The organism is Peribacillus frigoritolerans (assembly GCF_030676415.1).
Lineage (GTDB): Bacteria > Bacillota > Bacilli > Bacillales > DSM-1321 > Peribacillus > Peribacillus frigoritolerans_A.
Genome location: NZ_JAUUTW010000005.1, coordinates 50,916 through 68,197 on the forward strand (window position 1 = coordinate 50,916; position 17,282 = coordinate 68,197).

General features: G+C 39.6%; 16 protein-coding genes and 1 other RNA gene. 2 read left to right on the plus strand and 15 right to left on the minus strand.

Features of this window, described 5'->3' with window-relative positions:
• Nucleotides 1-187: 187 nt before the first annotated feature.
• The 11 genes from Q8G36_RS06800 to Q8G36_RS06850 all read right to left on the minus strand — a co-directional run bounded on the left by Q8G36_RS06800 (nt 188) and on the right by Q8G36_RS06850 (nt 13,174).
• Nucleotides 188-1,705: a carboxypeptidase M32 gene (locus Q8G36_RS06800; RefSeq protein WP_305160041.1), complete on the minus strand. Its 1,518-nt coding sequence runs from the start codon at nt 1,703-1,705 to the stop codon at nt 188-190.
• A 133-nt stretch (nt 1,706-1,838) separates the two neighbouring features.
• Nucleotides 1,839-3,755 carry an ATP-dependent DNA helicase gene (locus Q8G36_RS06805; protein WP_370694040.1) on the minus strand — a complete coding sequence of 639 codons (1,917 nt, stop codon included), beginning with the start codon at nt 3,753-3,755 and terminating at the stop codon, nt 1,839-1,841.
• 211 nt (nt 3,756-3,966) lie between these two features.
• Nucleotides 3,967-4,167, minus strand: a complete 201-nt coding sequence (locus Q8G36_RS06810; RefSeq protein WP_034307871.1) for a cold-shock protein — start codon at nt 4,165-4,167, stop codon at nt 3,967-3,969.
• A 192-nt stretch (nt 4,168-4,359) separates the two neighbouring features.
• On the minus strand, nt 4,360-5,508 hold the full coding sequence (locus tag Q8G36_RS06815) for a THUMP domain-containing class I SAM-dependent RNA methyltransferase (protein ID WP_305160043.1): 1,149 nt from the start codon (nt 5,506-5,508) through the stop codon (nt 4,360-4,362).
• Between the two features lie 647 nt (nt 5,509-6,155).
• An RNA gene (gene rnpB / locus Q8G36_RS06820) (RNase P RNA component class B) lies at nt 6,156-6,545 on the minus strand.
• Nucleotides 6,546-6,625: 80 nt separating this feature from the next.
• The gene (gene gpsB / locus Q8G36_RS06825) at nt 6,626-6,937 is read right to left on the minus strand and encodes a cell division regulator GpsB (RefSeq protein ID WP_076365757.1); all 312 of its coding nucleotides are present in this window, start codon (nt 6,935-6,937) and stop codon (nt 6,626-6,628) included.
• 203 nt (nt 6,938-7,140) lie between these two features.
• Nucleotides 7,141-7,692: a DUF1273 domain-containing protein gene (locus Q8G36_RS06830; RefSeq protein WP_305160147.1), complete on the minus strand. Its 552-nt coding sequence runs from the start codon at nt 7,690-7,692 to the stop codon at nt 7,141-7,143.
• Nucleotides 7,693-7,756: 64 nt separating this feature from the next.
• Nucleotides 7,757-8,047, minus strand: a complete 291-nt coding sequence (locus Q8G36_RS06835; protein WP_305160044.1) for a CotD family spore coat protein — start codon at nt 8,045-8,047, stop codon at nt 7,757-7,759.
• 674 nt (nt 8,048-8,721) lie between these two features.
• Nucleotides 8,722-9,978 (minus strand): ribonuclease H-like domain-containing protein, encoded by a 1,257-nt coding sequence (locus tag Q8G36_RS06840; RefSeq protein ID WP_305160045.1) that lies wholly within the window; start codon nt 9,976-9,978, stop codon nt 8,722-8,724.
• Between the two features lie 36 nt (nt 9,979-10,014).
• A complete protein-coding gene (locus tag Q8G36_RS06845; RefSeq protein ID WP_305160046.1) occupies nt 10,015-12,291 on the minus strand; it encodes a DEAD/DEAH box helicase in 2,277 nt (758 codons plus the stop codon).
• A 121-nt stretch (nt 12,292-12,412) separates the two neighbouring features.
• The gene (locus Q8G36_RS06850; RefSeq protein ID WP_305160047.1) at nt 12,413-13,174 is read right to left on the minus strand and encodes an alpha/beta fold hydrolase; all 762 of its coding nucleotides are present in this window, start codon (nt 13,172-13,174) and stop codon (nt 12,413-12,415) included.
• A 141-nt stretch (nt 13,175-13,315) separates the two neighbouring features.
• On the opposite strand from Q8G36_RS06850, the gene Q8G36_RS06855 reads away from it, so the two are divergent.
• Nucleotides 13,316-13,768, plus strand: coding sequence for an Hsp20/alpha crystallin family protein (locus tag Q8G36_RS06855; RefSeq protein ID WP_305160048.1), 453 nt, complete (start codon nt 13,316-13,318; stop codon nt 13,766-13,768).
• Between the two features lie 68 nt (nt 13,769-13,836).
• Here the strand turns inward: Q8G36_RS06855 and Q8G36_RS06860 are convergent, their stop codons facing one another.
• From Q8G36_RS06860 to Q8G36_RS06875, 4 genes are all read right to left on the minus strand, one after another.
• The gene (locus Q8G36_RS06860; RefSeq protein WP_305160049.1) at nt 13,837-14,424 is read right to left on the minus strand and encodes a YppG family protein; all 588 of its coding nucleotides are present in this window, start codon (nt 14,422-14,424) and stop codon (nt 13,837-13,839) included.
• Nucleotides 14,425-14,502: 78 nt separating this feature from the next.
• Nucleotides 14,503-14,871 (minus strand): YppE family protein, encoded by a 369-nt coding sequence (locus tag Q8G36_RS06865; protein WP_305160050.1) that lies wholly within the window; start codon nt 14,869-14,871, stop codon nt 14,503-14,505.
• Nucleotides 14,872-14,940: 69 nt separating this feature from the next.
• Nucleotides 14,941-15,216 (minus strand): hypothetical protein, encoded by a 276-nt coding sequence (locus Q8G36_RS06870; RefSeq protein WP_305160051.1) that lies wholly within the window; start codon nt 15,214-15,216, stop codon nt 14,941-14,943.
• A gap of 355 nt (nt 15,217-15,571) precedes the next feature.
• Nucleotides 15,572-16,519 carry a DUF2515 family protein gene (locus tag Q8G36_RS06875; RefSeq protein WP_305160052.1) on the minus strand — a complete coding sequence of 316 codons (948 nt, stop codon included), beginning with the start codon at nt 16,517-16,519 and terminating at the stop codon, nt 15,572-15,574.
• A gap of 143 nt (nt 16,520-16,662) precedes the next feature.
• Here Q8G36_RS06875 and recU point away from each other — a divergent pair, with 143 nt between their 5' ends.
• Entirely contained in the window at nt 16,663-17,274 is a 612-nt protein-coding gene (gene recU / locus Q8G36_RS06880; protein WP_305160053.1) for a Holliday junction resolvase RecU, read from the plus strand.
• Nucleotides 17,275-17,282: the final 8 nt, after the last annotated feature.

Below are 17,282 nucleotides of genomic sequence, written 5' to 3' on the forward strand. Positions count from 1 at the left end.
AAGTCATCATTCGTATTCTTAGAAAATTGTGAAATCACCAAGCCTAAATAACATGGATTTTCCTATCAAGAAAAACATCACCCCGTCTTCATATTCCATTTACTAGTATTACACACATGCTCTTTTGTAGCGACCCCAAAAAAAGAAGAAGGCCTTGTCATTTAACCCAAGGCCTTCTTCTTTTGATTCATTTGATTTTATAAACTTCTTTATATTTATTTTCAAGGTACTTTATTAAATACTGAACATTCAGGCCTTCCCCTGTCGTTTCTTTCAAAATCTCAAGAGGCTTTTTTGTTTTTCCGTATTTATGTATCTTTTCATTAAGCCATTTCCTGATTGGAGCAATATCACCCGCTTCCAACAGTCCATCAAAATCTGGCAAATCTTTAAGCATCGATTGCTTGATTTGGGCTGCATACATATAGCCCAATGCATAAGAAGGGAAATAACCAAAGCTGCCATCTGCCCAGTGTACATCTTGCAGCACGCCCATGGCATCATTTTCAGGCACAATTCCCAAATAATCCTTGTATTTTTCATTCCAGACTTCCGGTAAATCCTTCACTTCAAGTTCTCCATTAAAGAGAGCCTTTTCCAGTTCATACCGAATCATAATATGTAGAGGATACGTCAGTTCATCAGCTTCAATACGGATGAACGATGGTTTTGATTCGTTAATGCCCCGGTAAAATTCATCCAGCGTCACATCATTGAATTGTTCGGGAGCATACTCTTTTAATAAGGAGAATTTATTTTTCCAAAAGCTGCGGTTCCGTCCAATGAAGTTTTCGAAAAACAAAGATTGTGATTCATGGATCCCCATTGATGTCCCGCTATCGAGAAGTGTTCCGGTTAACTCTTCGGCGATATTCTGCTCATAAATGGCATGCCCACATTCATGAATGGTACCAAAGATTGCCCCCCTAAAATCATTTTCATCGTATCGGGTCGTCACCCGGACATCGCCCCTATTTATTCCAGTCGCGAAAGGGTGAACAGTTTGATCCAGCCTGCCAGCCTTGAAATCGTATCCTAGCTGTTTTAAAACTTCCAAGTTGAGTTGATGCTGTTTTTCTTTTGGAAATTCTTTATAAAGGAACGCTGTTTCAGGTCTATGTTCGCTTTCAGCAATCTGTTTTACCAAAGGAACGATCCTCGAACGAAGCTCACTGAATACGCTGTCAAGTATATCTACAGTCATGCCTGGTTCATACATATCTAAAAGGGTATTATACTTCGTCCCTTCATATCCCCAGTACTCTACGAACCTACGGGTATAAGCTACAATTTGCTCCAGATAAGGTTGAAATAAAGAAAAATCCGCTTTTTCCCTTGCCTCTTCCCATGCACTTTCAGAACGTGATTGTAAAATGACGAATTCCTTATATTCGTTTGCAGGAATTTTCTTATTCCTTTCAAACTCTTTTTTACACTCTTGTACCATTTTATTTGTCGTTTCACTAATTGTGGCTTTCTCCATCGAAAGTTCTGCAATGAAGGATTCCATTTCTTTACTTGTACTCATATTGAACACCTCGGAGGAAAGCACGCCGATAACTTCGGAACGTTGCTCAACTCCCTTTTTCGGTGCACCTGTACGCAAATCCCAAAAAATTAACGCGAGAGCTTCATTATAGGCCGAGATTTTCTTTACATATTCTTTAAAATCTTTTTCTATCAGATCTATACCCTTTTTTTTCATATTCACTGCTCCTTCCAACTACACTTTACCATATTATACAAAAATCTTTCATATCAGAACCACTCCGATTAATAAATTAAAATAAACTAAGAGCCAAGGGGGACCTTGGCTCTTAGTTTGGATTGGACCTTAGTTAAAGCGTTACAGGAAGAATGGATACAATCTTCTCTTTCACCTGTTCCGAAAGATCCTTTTCAATCAAAATCTGGACTGTTCCCGAATCATTGCTCGTCCTGATCAAACGCCCTATTCCCTGACGCAATCGAAGGAGCATGTATGGAAGATCCACTTCTTCGAATGCATCGGTAACCGAGTTGCGTTTGGCCTCGAAAACTGGATCGCGTGGCGGGAATGGAAGGGAGTGTATCACTACATTTTGTAATGAAGGCCCTGGAACATCAAGCCCTTCCCATAAGTGATAGGAGAAAAGGACAGATTGCTCATCCTCTTGGAACTTCTTAACAAGCTCGCTGATTTCCGCTTCCCCTTCAAAATAAAATGGATAAGAAGAAATTTTGCAGTTTTCCTTGAACCAATGCAATTCTTCTTTTGACTGGAACAACACTAGTGTTCGACCTTCATTTTCCTCAATTGTCTTCATCGTATATTGAAGTTTTGCCAATTGATCTCCATTTTCGAAGGCCGGCATGTTCATTTTCATGACTTCATCGTAATCAAATGGTGATTCAACGGAGAAGCTGTCATACTTTTCTATCCCTAAACTATCTGCAATATACTGGAAGGATTTATTATCCGATAATGTTGCCGATGAAAAAATGTAAGGGATTTTTTTAGAGAATACCTGTTCAGACAAAATATCCTGTACAAGCCTTGGCATGATGACCAAAGTTTTGGTCATTTCATTTTCTTCAAACCAAGAAACGGCCTGTTCATCCTTCACAAATAGAGAAAGGGAGTAGCCCAGCTGCTCTAAATATTCTTCCGTCACTTTTAAATCATAATCATTGATCGTGTACATTTCCGCTTCAAAAACAAGGTTCTCCTCTAACTCTTCAACCTTTTTGTGAAGCTTTTGGGCAAAGCTTGTTATTTCTTTGGACATCGGGATTTCATAACGATTAGATCCGCTGACATGTATCGCTTTTTCATCCAACAAATCAAAAAATTCTTCATTGATATCAATTAAATCCTCAATGATGTATAAGGTTTCTTCACGAACCTGATTGGCTGTAAGCAATTCTAAAACCGAAGCAAGGGTTTGTTCCCCAACTTTATAAGTTAAAGCCTTTTGAGCAGCAAATTCCAATAAGTGACCTTCATCAAAGACAACGCAGCTATGATCAGGCAGCAATGGTAACTGTCCTTCACGCTTACGCTTTTCCTTAGTCCATACATGCTCCATGAAGAAGTCATGTGAACAAATAATCAAATCACTTGATTTTCGGTAGTGGTCCCGTGATAGAGTTTGCCCACAACGATGGCGTTTATCACAAGTAAAACAGTTTTGGAGCTGATCCCAGCCAACTTTAGACCAGTCTTCATCATTTAAATATGGGTACTGTTTACGGTCCCCATATGCTGTATAGGCGTTCATCGATGAGTTATCATGGACAAACTTGGGAAGTTCATCATATAGCTGATCTATTCCCTCTGAATCTTCATGATTCACTGCATAATCCAATTTCTTAAGACATACATATTGATCGTGATATTTGGCAAGCCGAACATCCACTTCAATACCTAAAGCATTCTTGATTTTTTGGATGTCGCCTTCCTCTTTGACAAGCTGTTCAATCAACGTTTCATCTGCACACGAAATAATTGCCGGTTTATTCGTATATCTCGCATAACAAATCGCATATAGTAAATAGACCAATGTCTTACCGGTCCCTACCCCTGCTTCAGCAAAACTTACATTCTTTTCTTTAAAGGCTTTTTCTAACTGAAAAGCCATGAAGATTTGTTCGTCACGCAGCTCAAATCCTTTTTCGGGAAGAATATCGTAAAAAACATCACCGATCCATTCTGAAAGCTTATCGTAAAAAGAATCTTCCTTTGTTACCGAAAAAGGCAGTGTTTTAAGCATCATGGTCTCCCCTTTTATCTATCATCAGTATATAGAATCCGAATCATTATAATCTTAAGCAAAAGTATATTATCCTTTATTTCACATTAATAGTCAAGATATTTACCAACCATCAGAAATGAAACGTATTATGTATGCTGCCTGGTTGCCCCGATTCGTAAAATAAAAGACAGGCTCCAATAGAGAGCCTGTCTGTAAATAATATAGGGTTGAATTAAGCTTTGTTTACGTTTGATGCTTGTGGTCCACGTTGACCTTGTTCTACATCAAATGTAACGTCTTGGCCTTCTTCAAGTGTTTTGAAACCTTCGCCTTGGATAGCTGAGAAATGTACGAATACATCGTCTCCACCTTCACGTTCGATGAATCCAAAACCTTTTTCTGCGTTAAACCATTTTACTTTACCTTGTTCCATTTTTGTTGCCTCCTAGTGTGTTCTCCACACATTATATTACTATCCTTGCTCATTGAATATTAAGGTATTCCTTAAATCTGAACAAAAATAATTCATTATTAGAATAACAGAAAAGGAAATGATAAGCAAGACTGGAACCTATTATGAATAAATCGTCCTGACTATCTAAATCCTCTGTTATATTCTACCTATTTATTCACCTTGAGGTTGTCTTGGCGGCCTTTTCCCCCAATATTGATAAAGGTCAGCACGGATGAAACCATTGAACAATTTCCTTTTTTTCGTTGCAGGCTTACCGTAATGCTGTTCGAAGTCAGGATTGGAGGTAATCATGTATACAGACCATGTATCAAGCTTCTTGAAGGCTTGGCCCATTTCTCTATACATCTGCTCAACCGCTTTTTGCTCACCAAGACGTTCTCCATAAGGCGGGTTCCCGACAATGACACCATACTCTTTCCTGGTCGAGATATCCCTCACCTGCATTTGTTTGAATTCAATCAAATCACCAAGTCCGGCTTCAAAACTATTCGCTTTAGAAATATCGACCATTCGATGGTCAATATCACAACCGGTTATGTCCAAGTACTGATCATAATCGGCTAAATCTTCAGCCTCAATCCGCGCTTCATCCCAAACCTTGCTGTCCATCCATGACCAGGTTTCAGATACGAATTCCCTGTTAAACCCAGGTGCAATGTTCTGCCCAATTAAGGCCGCCTCGATGGGAATCGTTCCAGATCCACAAAATGGATCTATGAAAGGTTTATCCGGTTTCCAATTGGTCAGCATGATTAACGCAGCTGCCAATGTTTCTTTAAGGGGTGCCTCCCCCTGCCCTGTCCGATATCCCCGTTTATGCAAACCAGCACCTGAAGTGTCCATGGTAAGTGTCACTACATCTTTTAAAATAGACACTTCAATTTTAAACAAAGGACCAGTCTCTGCAAACCAAGATACTTGCTTATATTTGCTTTTCAATCTATCAACTATCGCCTTTTTGACGATAGCCTGACAATCAGGGACACTGTATAGCTTTGACTTAACGGATTTTCCACTCACGGGGAACTCGACATCGGCTGATAAGTAATCTTCCCAATTCAAGGCCTTTGTTTTTTCAAACAACTCATCAAATGAATATGCTTTAAATTCTGCGACTTTAATTTTCACCCTATCGGCACTGCGCAGCCATAAATTAGAGCGGGCAATGGCAGATTGGTCCCCTTTATACGTGATTTTACCATTTTCGACTTGACAATCGTAACCAAGATCCCGAACCTCCTTGGCGACAATTGATTCCAATCCCATTGCTGATGTTGCGATAATATCGAATTGTTTCATTAATCCTGCACCTTCTTTCCATTAATGCAAATCAATGGCACCTTTTCCGCGAATTTCTTTCATATATGTACTTAAGAATTAGGCATTGATTTTAGACAGGTAAACCTTATTCAAAAGGTCCACCGCCTTTTTATATTTTAGTTTGTATTCTTCATTGTTTGCCTAGCTTATATCATGATCATGTAGCGAGAACATTTATTAATTACCGTGAAATAAAGCTTTACTCAATTATCCATGTACCTTAAGATACACGCTGCAATTATATGATTGAAATCATCCAAACCAATTATGTATGCTTCCCATCCATTATCCTAAAATTTGAAGTTTCTGTCTTGATACCTCATTTTAGGGCTAACAGAAGAGTTAAGGAACCTTTATAAATAGGATACCCAGAATCATGAAAATGCTTAACATTCCAACAATATTTTTAAAAACGTTACCGACAGACTTCATTCAAGCCATTTTCTTTCCGCTTGACACTTTTCGGATGGAATGAAAAACATGCCAAGTTCTAAGTTTAACACAGCGGTGTTTCAGAAAACGAAAAATAAATGGAAATGCCCAATCTTTTTATAATCGGGCAATCTCCATAAACAAAAACTCCCCTTTTAAAAGGAGAGTTGTGCTTTTGGTGTTATATGATAACGTTCTGTAAGCCATGTTTTGTTCCTCAGTACTGCAAGCGACTCGCGTCTCGTACTTCGGCGGTAATCATCTATCTACAGAAGCATGTGCTTCTGTCCTTCTCCTCGTTCAATTCCGAGGAAGAAAGCGCCCCTACCATTAATTTGGGTTTCTCGCTCGTGGGGTTTACCTCGTTCCACCCTTTACATTTCTGTAAAGGCTCCGTCACTGTGGCACTTTTATAGGTATTCATGCCATATCCCAAAGGACTTAGGCATTTTCCCAGCCGTCAGCAATCCAAGATTGCTGCCCAAGCTTATTTTTTCGCCAGGCACGAACACTACGGACATCGCAGTCCGTGCGAGCATGGACTTTCCTCTACTGCATAAATGCAGCAGCAATTACCCAAACGTTAACATAACATTATTGATTATACTCCATTATTCATGAAAACACAATACCAAAATCATTTTCATTTTTACAATGCAAAATCTCAGTCAAAAAGCTTGTTACCAAAAACGTGCTTTTCCAAGTTGGATAACCGTTTAAGGATGTCAAAGTTAGTGGTTCCCGGAGTGGCACTTGGAGCAGGTTGATTTGGACGTTTTGTACTCTCTTCGGCTAGTTTTTTCAATTTAAGATTTTCTTGTTTAAGATCTTCAATTTCCTGATGGAACACTTCATAATCTTTAATGATCAGATCCAGGAATTGATCCACATCTTCAGGTTTATAACCGCGCATGGCTGTTTTAAAATCTTTTTCAAGAATATCTTTAGCCGTTAATTTTATCTTATCGGATAGCATAAGACTTCACCTCAATACTTTCGCCAATACAATCGACTTTTTATTATTTTTTCAAATCTGCTTGGGTTTGTCAACGAAACACCTTTTTGTAAACTCACTGTTTCTATGAACGATATGTATTCCCATTAAATCTGTATCTAGATTTCATCATAATATGATTATGCTTTAGAAACAACTTTTAATCCATAATTATTTTCACTCCATCATTCTTCGGTCCAGCTCGCTTCTTCCGCAGCCAGTTGCAGATCATCAAAGTTTATCTGAAAGATGGGGTATGGCTGTGTTTCGGCTTTTTTCATCGCCTCGAAATAAGGATATCGGGCTGATCCTTCTTTTTCAGCTTCGAAAATGATGAGCATGGCATCGCTTTTATGGACCATATACCTATTTTTGATTTTCAGCTGTTGTGGCCCTTCATATGGTTTGTTGAAAATGGACTCAACAAAATCGGCACGGGCCAATATGGATCGGTAATAGTCTTGATTCGTCTCGTTCCATGACTCTTCCTGTTTCAGGAAAGGAGTAAGCACCCCTAATTTAAGCTGATGATATTCTTCCTGTAATTCGAACACCACTTCGGCACCCCATAGTTCCGTACCCAACTGACCTGAGATGATCACCCATTCCAGCCCATCTTCCACCAATGTCAGGAGACGCTCCTTCATCGCTTTCTTTATATATTTTACGGCTTCATGGTCATTTTTGAATATCCCGAATTCAAAAGCTTTGTAGCCCGTCATATACAAAACCTTCATCACTTGACTAATCTCCTTTTAACATGATTATGAAAGAAAACAAGGGCTTAATAAGCCCTTATTTTTAATAACCGAAATGCCTAGGCGGACAGTGTGGGTTATGCGGCGGCCTTCCACAAATCAAGTGTTGATTATAGCACTCGTTCACCACGGATTGAGTATGCGGGAAATAATGCTTATACGTGTTCACATGTTTATTGACATTTGTAGTATGTGATGGATGAACGACAGGAATCACTGTGTTCGATACATTCGTATTGACATATTGCTGTGTTGGAGAGACTTGCGCTGGGGCAACTTGAGATGGAGATGTTTGTGTTGGACCATATTGCGCTGGAGACACAGCCGTTGGCATTGGACTAGTATACGCTCCCATTACGTTGTTGGGGTGTTTACCGGTTGACGCACCCATTACATTGTTGGGGTGTTTACCGGTTGATGCGCCCATTACGTTGTTGGGGTGTTTACCGGTTGATGCGCCCATTACTCCAGGTGCGTTCCCGTATGCTCCCATTACATTGTTGGATGCTCCCATTACATGGGGTTTATTTCCTCCACAATTACGAAAATACATTTATAATACGTCCCCTTTCATCATGATAAGTTTAGTCTTACCATTACAGACTATGAAAAGAAAGGGATACGTGTACTGATGAAATGACCTATTTATACAGTATAAGTATAAAACTACGTATGGCTATCAATAAGTACACTATTATTATAAAATCTGGCTAACCTTCAAATGAACTGAGGAATTTTCTATAAAAAGGAATAGAGACTGTCTTTTAATGAAGTAAATAATACTATCGTTAAACAAAGGACAACAAAAAATAGAAATAAAGTCGTTTTATACATTTCTTCGCTCCGCTTTCACCTTGAATTTATGATGTAAAGGAATGAAATGAACGCTTCGGAATTTCACCCTCAACCCTTTCCATTTTACACATAATAGTTGAAGGCTACAATAATTGTATACATATTTTTTATTTTCAGCCTTTTGCACTAAAAGACCCTTTCGATTCCCATATTTTATACAGAAATACCCTTAGATTGCTCTTTCTTTTCGAGCCGATGAATCCTCTTTTCCAATTCCAATTGTTTTTTCCCTGGCAAGGTCCCTTCCCTCACCATCTCTTGAAGTGCGATTATTGAACATTTTAAAGCTAGACCGACTTCCTTAAATTGATGTTCATATAATTTTGCACATTCAATCTGTGCCTGTATCCTAATTTGCACATTCCCTTTTAAGGCGACTTCCTTCCAAATTCCCAACGCTTCATTGAATTGTTTTTGCTTCTTTTTCTGGAAGGCTAAGGCATGGCCAGCTATTATCCGGTCTTCCTCATTCCCCGCTTCCACTATTTTTTCATATGTCTCGACCGACTCCTCTTTTTTTCCCAGATATGCGAGCCATCGTGCAATTTCCATGGACTCTTCCGTATACCCATCGATTTGGAGGATTTTTCGGGACAAATGAATATACAATGTGATCAGTGATAGGATATCCAATTCATTATGCTTCATGATCCCAAACAGTATTTCCGGATTCTTCCGCTCAACAAAATCAAAATAAATCATCGGTGCCAAATATCCTGGAATATCACCTTCCCTATGTACACCTAGAATATCTGTTTCGACTACTGATAATTTCACTCGTTCCAATTTGTTTCTCCAAAGGCGTCTTGAAGCATGATATAAATCGAAATGTCCGAATTCCGGTAATTTTGGTACATGTTCTTTTATCAAGGTATGTCTGGTTTTTAGCTGGGGCCAATCAAAGGATTTACCATTATATGTGACCAGCGTTTCGTAATTGATGTTTTCCAGAAAGCTTTGATAAAGCGGGATTTCACTTCCAGGCTGCGGAAGGATATGTTGCTTCACGACTACTTCTTCACCTTCTAAATACGCATAGCCAAGTAAAAAAATCGTATTGCCGGCTCCGCCTCCAAGCCCTGTCGTTTCCGTATCGAAGAAAAACAGATCTTCACTTTTAACGCCCCTAGCGGATAGGGGATGCTCCAATGAAGTTCGATTCCACTCTTTTACGACCTTTTTCAGCTCGGAAAATGCATATAACCCGTGTTTGTGATTTATAGGGTAGCGGACTTCCCTAATGAAACAATAGTCACCATCGAATTGAAAGGAAACGGTATCGTTCTCCAGCCACTTTTCAAAGTAAGGAATTTCGTCATTCACTTTCTGGTCATTTTCTTCTACAGGAGAAGGATGTTTCCCTAGGTTCATATGCGTTTTCATACGGTTCAATTTATTTTTTAAAGACATAAAATCACACCTCTTTTCACTTATCACTGCAATCTATTAATGGTTTTGCTTACAAAATTGACTTAATAATTGTTTGGCATCACTCTTGGCTGTTTTCGTTGCGGATTCCGTCCCGATACAGGAAGGACAGCCGCTTTCACAAGTGCAATTTTCGATCATTGATATTGTTTCATGCAGAATGACTTCAGAGTTTTCATATACTTTATCACTTAACCCTATGCCTCCCGGATAACTATCATAGATAAAAATGGTCGGTTTTTCATTATGCGCTGCCTTAACCTGCGGATAAACATGAATATCATGCGGATCGCACATAACATATAGCGGAATCATGTAATTAAGAGCATGGGAGGCACCTATCATTCCTTGTTCTATTCGATTTTCGTCCCAATTGAATATATCAGAATCCATGGAAAGCATGGCCGAACTCGTGTGCAGTTCCATCTCCGGGAGACTGATTGGTCCTGAACCAATATTTTCATGAGTTTCGAATTTGATTTTTTTGAAGATCGTAGGCATTGCCCGGATTGCGACATCACCAAAAGCAGCTGCTGTGGAAGCGAAAGTTCGCTGTTTATCGACTTCCAATACAGACAACTGAACAGCAAGGTTAGCATCCGTATAATAATCCACATTGACTTCACGTACATAAGCTTTCTTTTCATCCCAATCAAGTTCTTCCACCTGAAATTGAATTCCCTGGTGCAAATAAATGGCTTCATCGTGGAGAAGGGTCATTGCACTGAACGTATCCATTTCCCCTATGACCCGATTAACCGGTGCATTCGTTTGGTCGATGATCACGACATTTTCCTGTGCCGCTGAACGCAGGCTGATATTGCTTGCGGGAAAAGCATCATTCATCCAATGCCATTTGTCCCCATTTAGGTGTAAGACCCTTTCTTCTGTAAGGAATTCAAGAACGTCCATAATCTCCGTATTCCCAAAGGTATCGCCTTTTTTAAATGGCAGCTCATATGCTGCACATTTTACATGATCAACCAAGATCAAAAGATTATCCGGATTGATTCTTGCCGTTTCTGGATTTCTGGTAAAAAAATAATCGGGATGCTGTACGATATACTGATCAAGGGCACTAGAACTGCCGACCATGATGATCAATGCTTCACCATGCCTTCTTCCTGCTCGTCCCGCCTGTTGCCAGGCACTCGATATCGATCCAGGGTAACCAGTCATAATGCAAACCTGAAGCTGGCCGATATCGACACCCAACTCAAGTGCATTTGTAGAAACCACTCCATAAATGGAACCATCCCTGAGGCCTTGTTCAATTTCTCTACGCTGTGTTGGCAGATATCCACCGCGATAGCCCCTGATCGATTTTGGCCCCAATTGCTTTGACACAAGTTCCTGTAAATAGGTCAATAGAATTTCCACACGAACCCTGCTTCGCGCAAAAACGATCGTTTGAATTTTATTTTTCAAAAATTCATTTGCCAGCTTCCGGACTTCCAAAACCGCACTCCTTCGTATGTTCAGCGGTTTATTGACTATTGGGGGATTGTAAAACACAAAATGCTTTTTCCCACTTGGGGCTCCGTTATTATCGATAAGGACCATTTGTTTTTCTGTAAGCTCCTCTGCCAACTCTTTTGGGTTATTGATCGTAGCGGAAGTACAGATGAATACAGGATCGCTTCCATAAAACTTGCAGATCCTTTTTAACCTTCTTATGACGTTGGCTGTATGACTTCCGAAAACGCCGCGGTAAATATGAAGTTCATCGATGACGACATACTTCAAGTTTTCAAACAAAGAGACCCATTTCGTATGATGGGGCAGGATTCCAGAATGGAGCATATCGGGATTGGTGATCACGATATGCCCGGCCTGGCGGATTTTTTGCCTGATATTTGAAGGTGTGTCCCCGTCGTATGTATAACTATTTATCTCAGCATCCATTTCATGAATCATTTCATTCAATTCACTTTTTTGATCATAACTCAGCGCTTTTGTCGGAAAAATATAAAGCGCCCTAGTTTTTTTATCTTCCAATATTTTTTGAAGGACCGGCAAATTATAACATAATGTTTTACCAGAAGCTGTAGGTGTGACCGCTACAAGGCTATTGCCCCTGACAGCAGTATCAAATGCAGTTGCCTGATGGGTATACAACCCATTTATCCCCCTTATTTCAAGAGCATGCTTGATCTTGTCATTCATTGCATCGGGAAATGGAACATGTTTTGCCTCTTTTGCTTCAATTACTTGCCAATGTACTATATTATCTTTAAAATCTTCATTTGTTTTTAAATCCCTGATGACTTCTTGTAAATTTTTTCGCAGTTTCATATACCCACCTCATACTCCTATTCTACCGAATGAACGTTCTATGCAAAAGGGAAACTATTTCCTATTCCAAAAAAAAAACTGGAAACGTCAACATCTCGTTTCCAGCTCGGTCTTTTTTCATTTAATTCTTCTCGACAAAGCGAGTGATTTCTTCGATTAGTCTGCTTGGAGCTTCCAACATTCCCATATGGCCGCTGCCCTTAAGTATAACTTCATTGATATGGCTCCCTTTTACAGAAAAGGTTTTTTCAACGGGAATCACCTTATCCTGTTCACCTGCAACCAATAGGACAGGCAACTTCGTATCTTTGAGTACATGATTTCTGTCTATTCTGTTCCTCATGGCATGTAAAGACCCTATCGCACCAATTTCACTTGTTTTATATCCGATTTCCTTTGTATGGTCAATATTGGGATCATCGGAATTAGCGAAAAGCTTCGGTATAAGTCCGTCAATGAAAGCAGGGATTCCCTCACTTTCGATTTTCTCGACAGATTTTAAGCGCCCCGCCTTTCCAGTCTCATCGTCCGGGAAAGCGGTAGAATGTACTAAAGAAAAACCGGACAATTTCCCAGGAAACCTTTCTGCGAATGCCAAGGTGATATACCCCCCAAGCGAATGACCAAACATATATACCTGTCCGATTTCCATTTCTTCCAAAAATGTCGCAATATCAGCAGCCATATCTTCAATCGAGAAAGATTCCCCTATTTCTTCACTTGCACCATGCCCCCGTAAATCAACGGCAATAACCCGGTATTCATCCTTTACTTCAGCAATGATGTCACTCCAATATTCATGGCTTCCGCAAAATCCATGGATAAACAACAATGTTTTATTTCCTTTCCCGGTATCTATGTAGGAAAGCTTGCTACCTGTCATATTAATCCCTCATTTCCTTTACTAATCACTCAGTACCGTTATTCCCTATAGACCTGTATCTGAAACCCAATAGTGCATTCACATTTCTTCATTCCTCACATAGCCTATAGGCAAAGGAATTTTTTAGAAAGGAGCACCGTGATGACCTCTTCTGAAAAAAATAATAATCGGAATCGAATAGAACCCTTTACCCATTTCATTAACAAAATGGATCGGCTGTTTTCCGAAAGGCCACCTAAAGGCATGCTGCAATCTCTTGACGATTTCTTCGGTTCGGCGAAAGAACGCAGCTTTCCGGTTGATGTTGACGAAACGCATTCAGAATATACCCTTACTGCCACCTTGCCCGGAATTGCACGCAGCCAAATATCAATTGATGTACTGTCCCATGCCGTAACCATATCTGCAAAGCATGTAGATAGAAAGCATAAAAATCAAAAAGTGTTCCAAAAGGAAGTTTCAGCCGGTACTTTTTCAAGAACCATTTCCTTTCCAAAACCGATTGATGAAGCAAAAGTGACCGCTCGACATCGCGATGGCATCCTCACGCTTCACCTGCCCAAAATCAAAGGGAATCGGATTGAAATCGATTAGGCATGAATAAAAGCAGACTTAAAAAAGTGGCTGGTCACTTGTAAGTCTGCTTTTCCTTTATTCACCATCTAAGCTTTGAAGAAGCCACCTACTCCTTTGACCATGGAAGATACTTGAGAAACTGTATTCATCATTTGTCCAGCTGTATTCATCATCTTCGTTATATCCATGGATCCATCTTGTGTTTTGAATTGATTCATGACCGATTTGAAACCCGATGGCTGGGGTTTTTGCATGAACTGCTGCTTAGGATATGGATTATGAGCCTGATGCTGACTTTGCGGAGGTCTTTTAGCTGGCTGCAACGGATTGGCGAACGGACTAAAAGCTTGCGGCTGATAATTGGACTGGATTGGCTGCATTTGTGCCATTGGCTGCATTACACTGCTGCCCGGATAAGCTCCCACAGGCATCGCCTGCTGTTGGACTGGTTGGAATGGGTGATAGGCCGCCTGCTGATAAGGATCATGATATGGCGGCGTCATATAGCCCCCTGTATCCTGGAGATGATATGGATACATAAATGGTTGTTCAAGATTATGATTATTTGGCGGAGGATACGGCATTGGCTGTTGGTATCCTCCCCAATTTTCCGGCATTGATTGAGGAAACTGTCCTTGATTTGGGGAGATTTGGTTATAACCGGATCTCATCATGTCAATGAGCCCTCCTCTTTTTTCATTACATGGTTCTGATAATATATGAAAAAAGTGGTAATAAAGTGTAGGTGTTTTTTATGATAAAATCCGATCGATTTCCGTTTTTACATTATTAAGGATGAATTCGACCGATTGGACATGGCTCTTAAATCGCTTATAACTAGTTTTAGGAAAAAATGCCTGGACGGCCACATCAGAAAGGTTATGGGCGGTTTGTTCGATTTGCTCGGGGAAAAGATGCCTAAATTCAGTTTCTTTCATCCACTCCTTCATTCCGGTTTCCCATTCGATGCATACGGTCCTGACTTGATCTGCAAACGGTTTTACCTCCGAAAAGAAATCCTTTTCCTTTCCTTCCTTGCGTACACACTCATAAATATCATCCGCTTGATCCGTATATTTTATTAATTGTTCTGTTAATAGCTGCAGTTTTTCTTTTTGCACAATATATTCCTCCGTACATTTGTTTCCCTAAGTATAATCCAGTTCTTTATAAAATGATATTCCTCCGGCTTATACGTGCAATTCAGTGAAAACTTTGTGTTTTATTATTGTTTTTTCCGGGACAATGGAAAAGGAATGGTTCAAACCTTCAGCATTTACCCAATAATCCTCGGCTTTCTCAATGGCTTCCTGGGCTTCATTAACTAATGTATATTGCTCCGCCCATAGTTTGCACCGCACTGTATTTACAGTTTCCCCATATGAATTCTCCAAACGATCCAGGCTGGTACTGATCTCAGCTATCATCCTTAATATCTCTTCTGTTGCGACGCTTTTATTGACCATGCTGATCCCTCCCATTCTTTACCTGTACTATTCTTTTTTTTATCTGAAAGCCCTTCATGACTGACAAAACTAGAAGGGAATCGGCAAAGAAAGTGCAATTCACTTAATTTATTATGCCCTTCGACAACAATGACAGAATGAAGAATGAAGTTTTAAACAAGAATACAGACAGGAGGTGATTTTATGCAGTCGAATGAAAGCAGACAGCAAAAAAACGAAAAACGACAAAAGCCGCCCACTAAAAAGGCAGGAACGGGAAACCCGAAACTTAGTGGAGAAAACCGCCCCTCTACGTAAGACATAAATATTGACCGATAAACAGGGAAGGCTTAATCGACGCCTTCCCTGTTTCCTATTATAAAATCCAATTTTTGATCATTGCTGCCGTGTGCAGCTGCTTTTGTTTATGGTCATACCAATCGGTCAAATGCGGGTCTTCTTCCCATTTGGGTTCAATGAACCATTTTTTTTTAACCTTTTTTTTCATATCCCATTGCTCTGTCTCCCCTGCTCGATGATGAATCAACGGATATACTCCCCTCAGCATCGGGGTTTCATGGTACCTAGGCTTTTTTCGATATTGTTCATAATCATATCTGGCACCCGTTGGTTCAGTCCTGCAGGAAAATTCATAAAATAGCGGAAACAAATCTTCAGAAAATAAAAGGCCAGCCAACCTTTTCCCCAATTCAATCCTTTTATCGATATTTCTGAAATGCGAAACGGACGAGCCATACAGTTCTCCATTGCAAGTAGGAAATAAAACGGTGCTAAAATGCATCCAGTCCTGCAGGAAAAATAATAATGAATGAAAAACGAAAGATTGCTTTTTAATAACCGGTTCTTCAATGATGTTTTGTTCATTTATGATAAGCGCAGTGACTAATTTTTCACGATTTCCATGTTTCCAAAAGGAATACCATTCGTTCTTCATGAATTTGGTAATAAAAAAATAATGACATAAGTGAAACAAAGGACGTCCATACTTCGTCGAATAATGATAGAGAAGTAATTGGGGATACGCATCTTGGAATATTCTCCAGTTGGCTTCTTCATACGTTAGGAATAAGTGATGCCTGTATTTAACGCCAAGCAAATGGGAAAACCAAATTCCTTCAAGATCACACATATTCCAGCCTGCATTCCTAGAAACCATCCCAGCTAAAAAAGACCATTGTATTTCTGGATGCAGTCTGAAAAATTGTTCATATGCTTTTGTTCTTGATATATTATCCCTATTCCCTTTAGCGGTTTGGGCTTTTATGGAATGGAGCAATTGCTTCTCCGTCTTTAACATTCGCATCTATGTGTCCAGCCTTTCTATAGCGATGAATTGTGACATATAGTTGTACATAAATCCTATCGTTCTAAGAAACAATTCTTTTTATTCACATATTGGATTCTTTTTTTGCTAATATAGATAAGTGAAAAAAAGGAGGGGTAAAAGTGGCATTTCATTATCCCAACGGACGAAGATTTGTACCGCAGGCTATGGAAGAAAAGAAAAGCCCACTAAAAAAAATCAGTTTCAGCAACCGGGGAAAAACATTGGAAGACGATTTGAACGAAACCAATCAGTATTATTTAGCACACGGCATTGCCGTCATCCATAAAAAACCGACACCCATTCAAATTGTCGATGTCCACTATCCGAAAAGAAGTGCTGCAGTCATTAAAGAAGCTTATTTCAAACAAGCATCGACCACCGATTACAATGGTGTTTATAAAGGAAAGTACATTGATTTTGAGGCAAAGGAAACGAAAAACAGCAGTTCGTTCCCTCTGAAGAATTTTCATGACCATCAAATTGAACATATGAAACATATCGTTCAGCATGACGGAATTGCGTTTGTCATCATCCGGTTTTCCGCAATGGATGATATATATCTAATGAGTTCTGAACAACTGAGTTTTTATTGGAAGAGAATGAAAGAAGGCGGACGCAAATCTATAACTCTTCAAGAGGTTGAAAGCAGTTCACGAAAGATTACTCTTGGCTTTCAACCGAGAATTGACTATATTAAAGTAGTAGATTCGCTCATCGCAGAAAATTTTTAGTTTTTTTA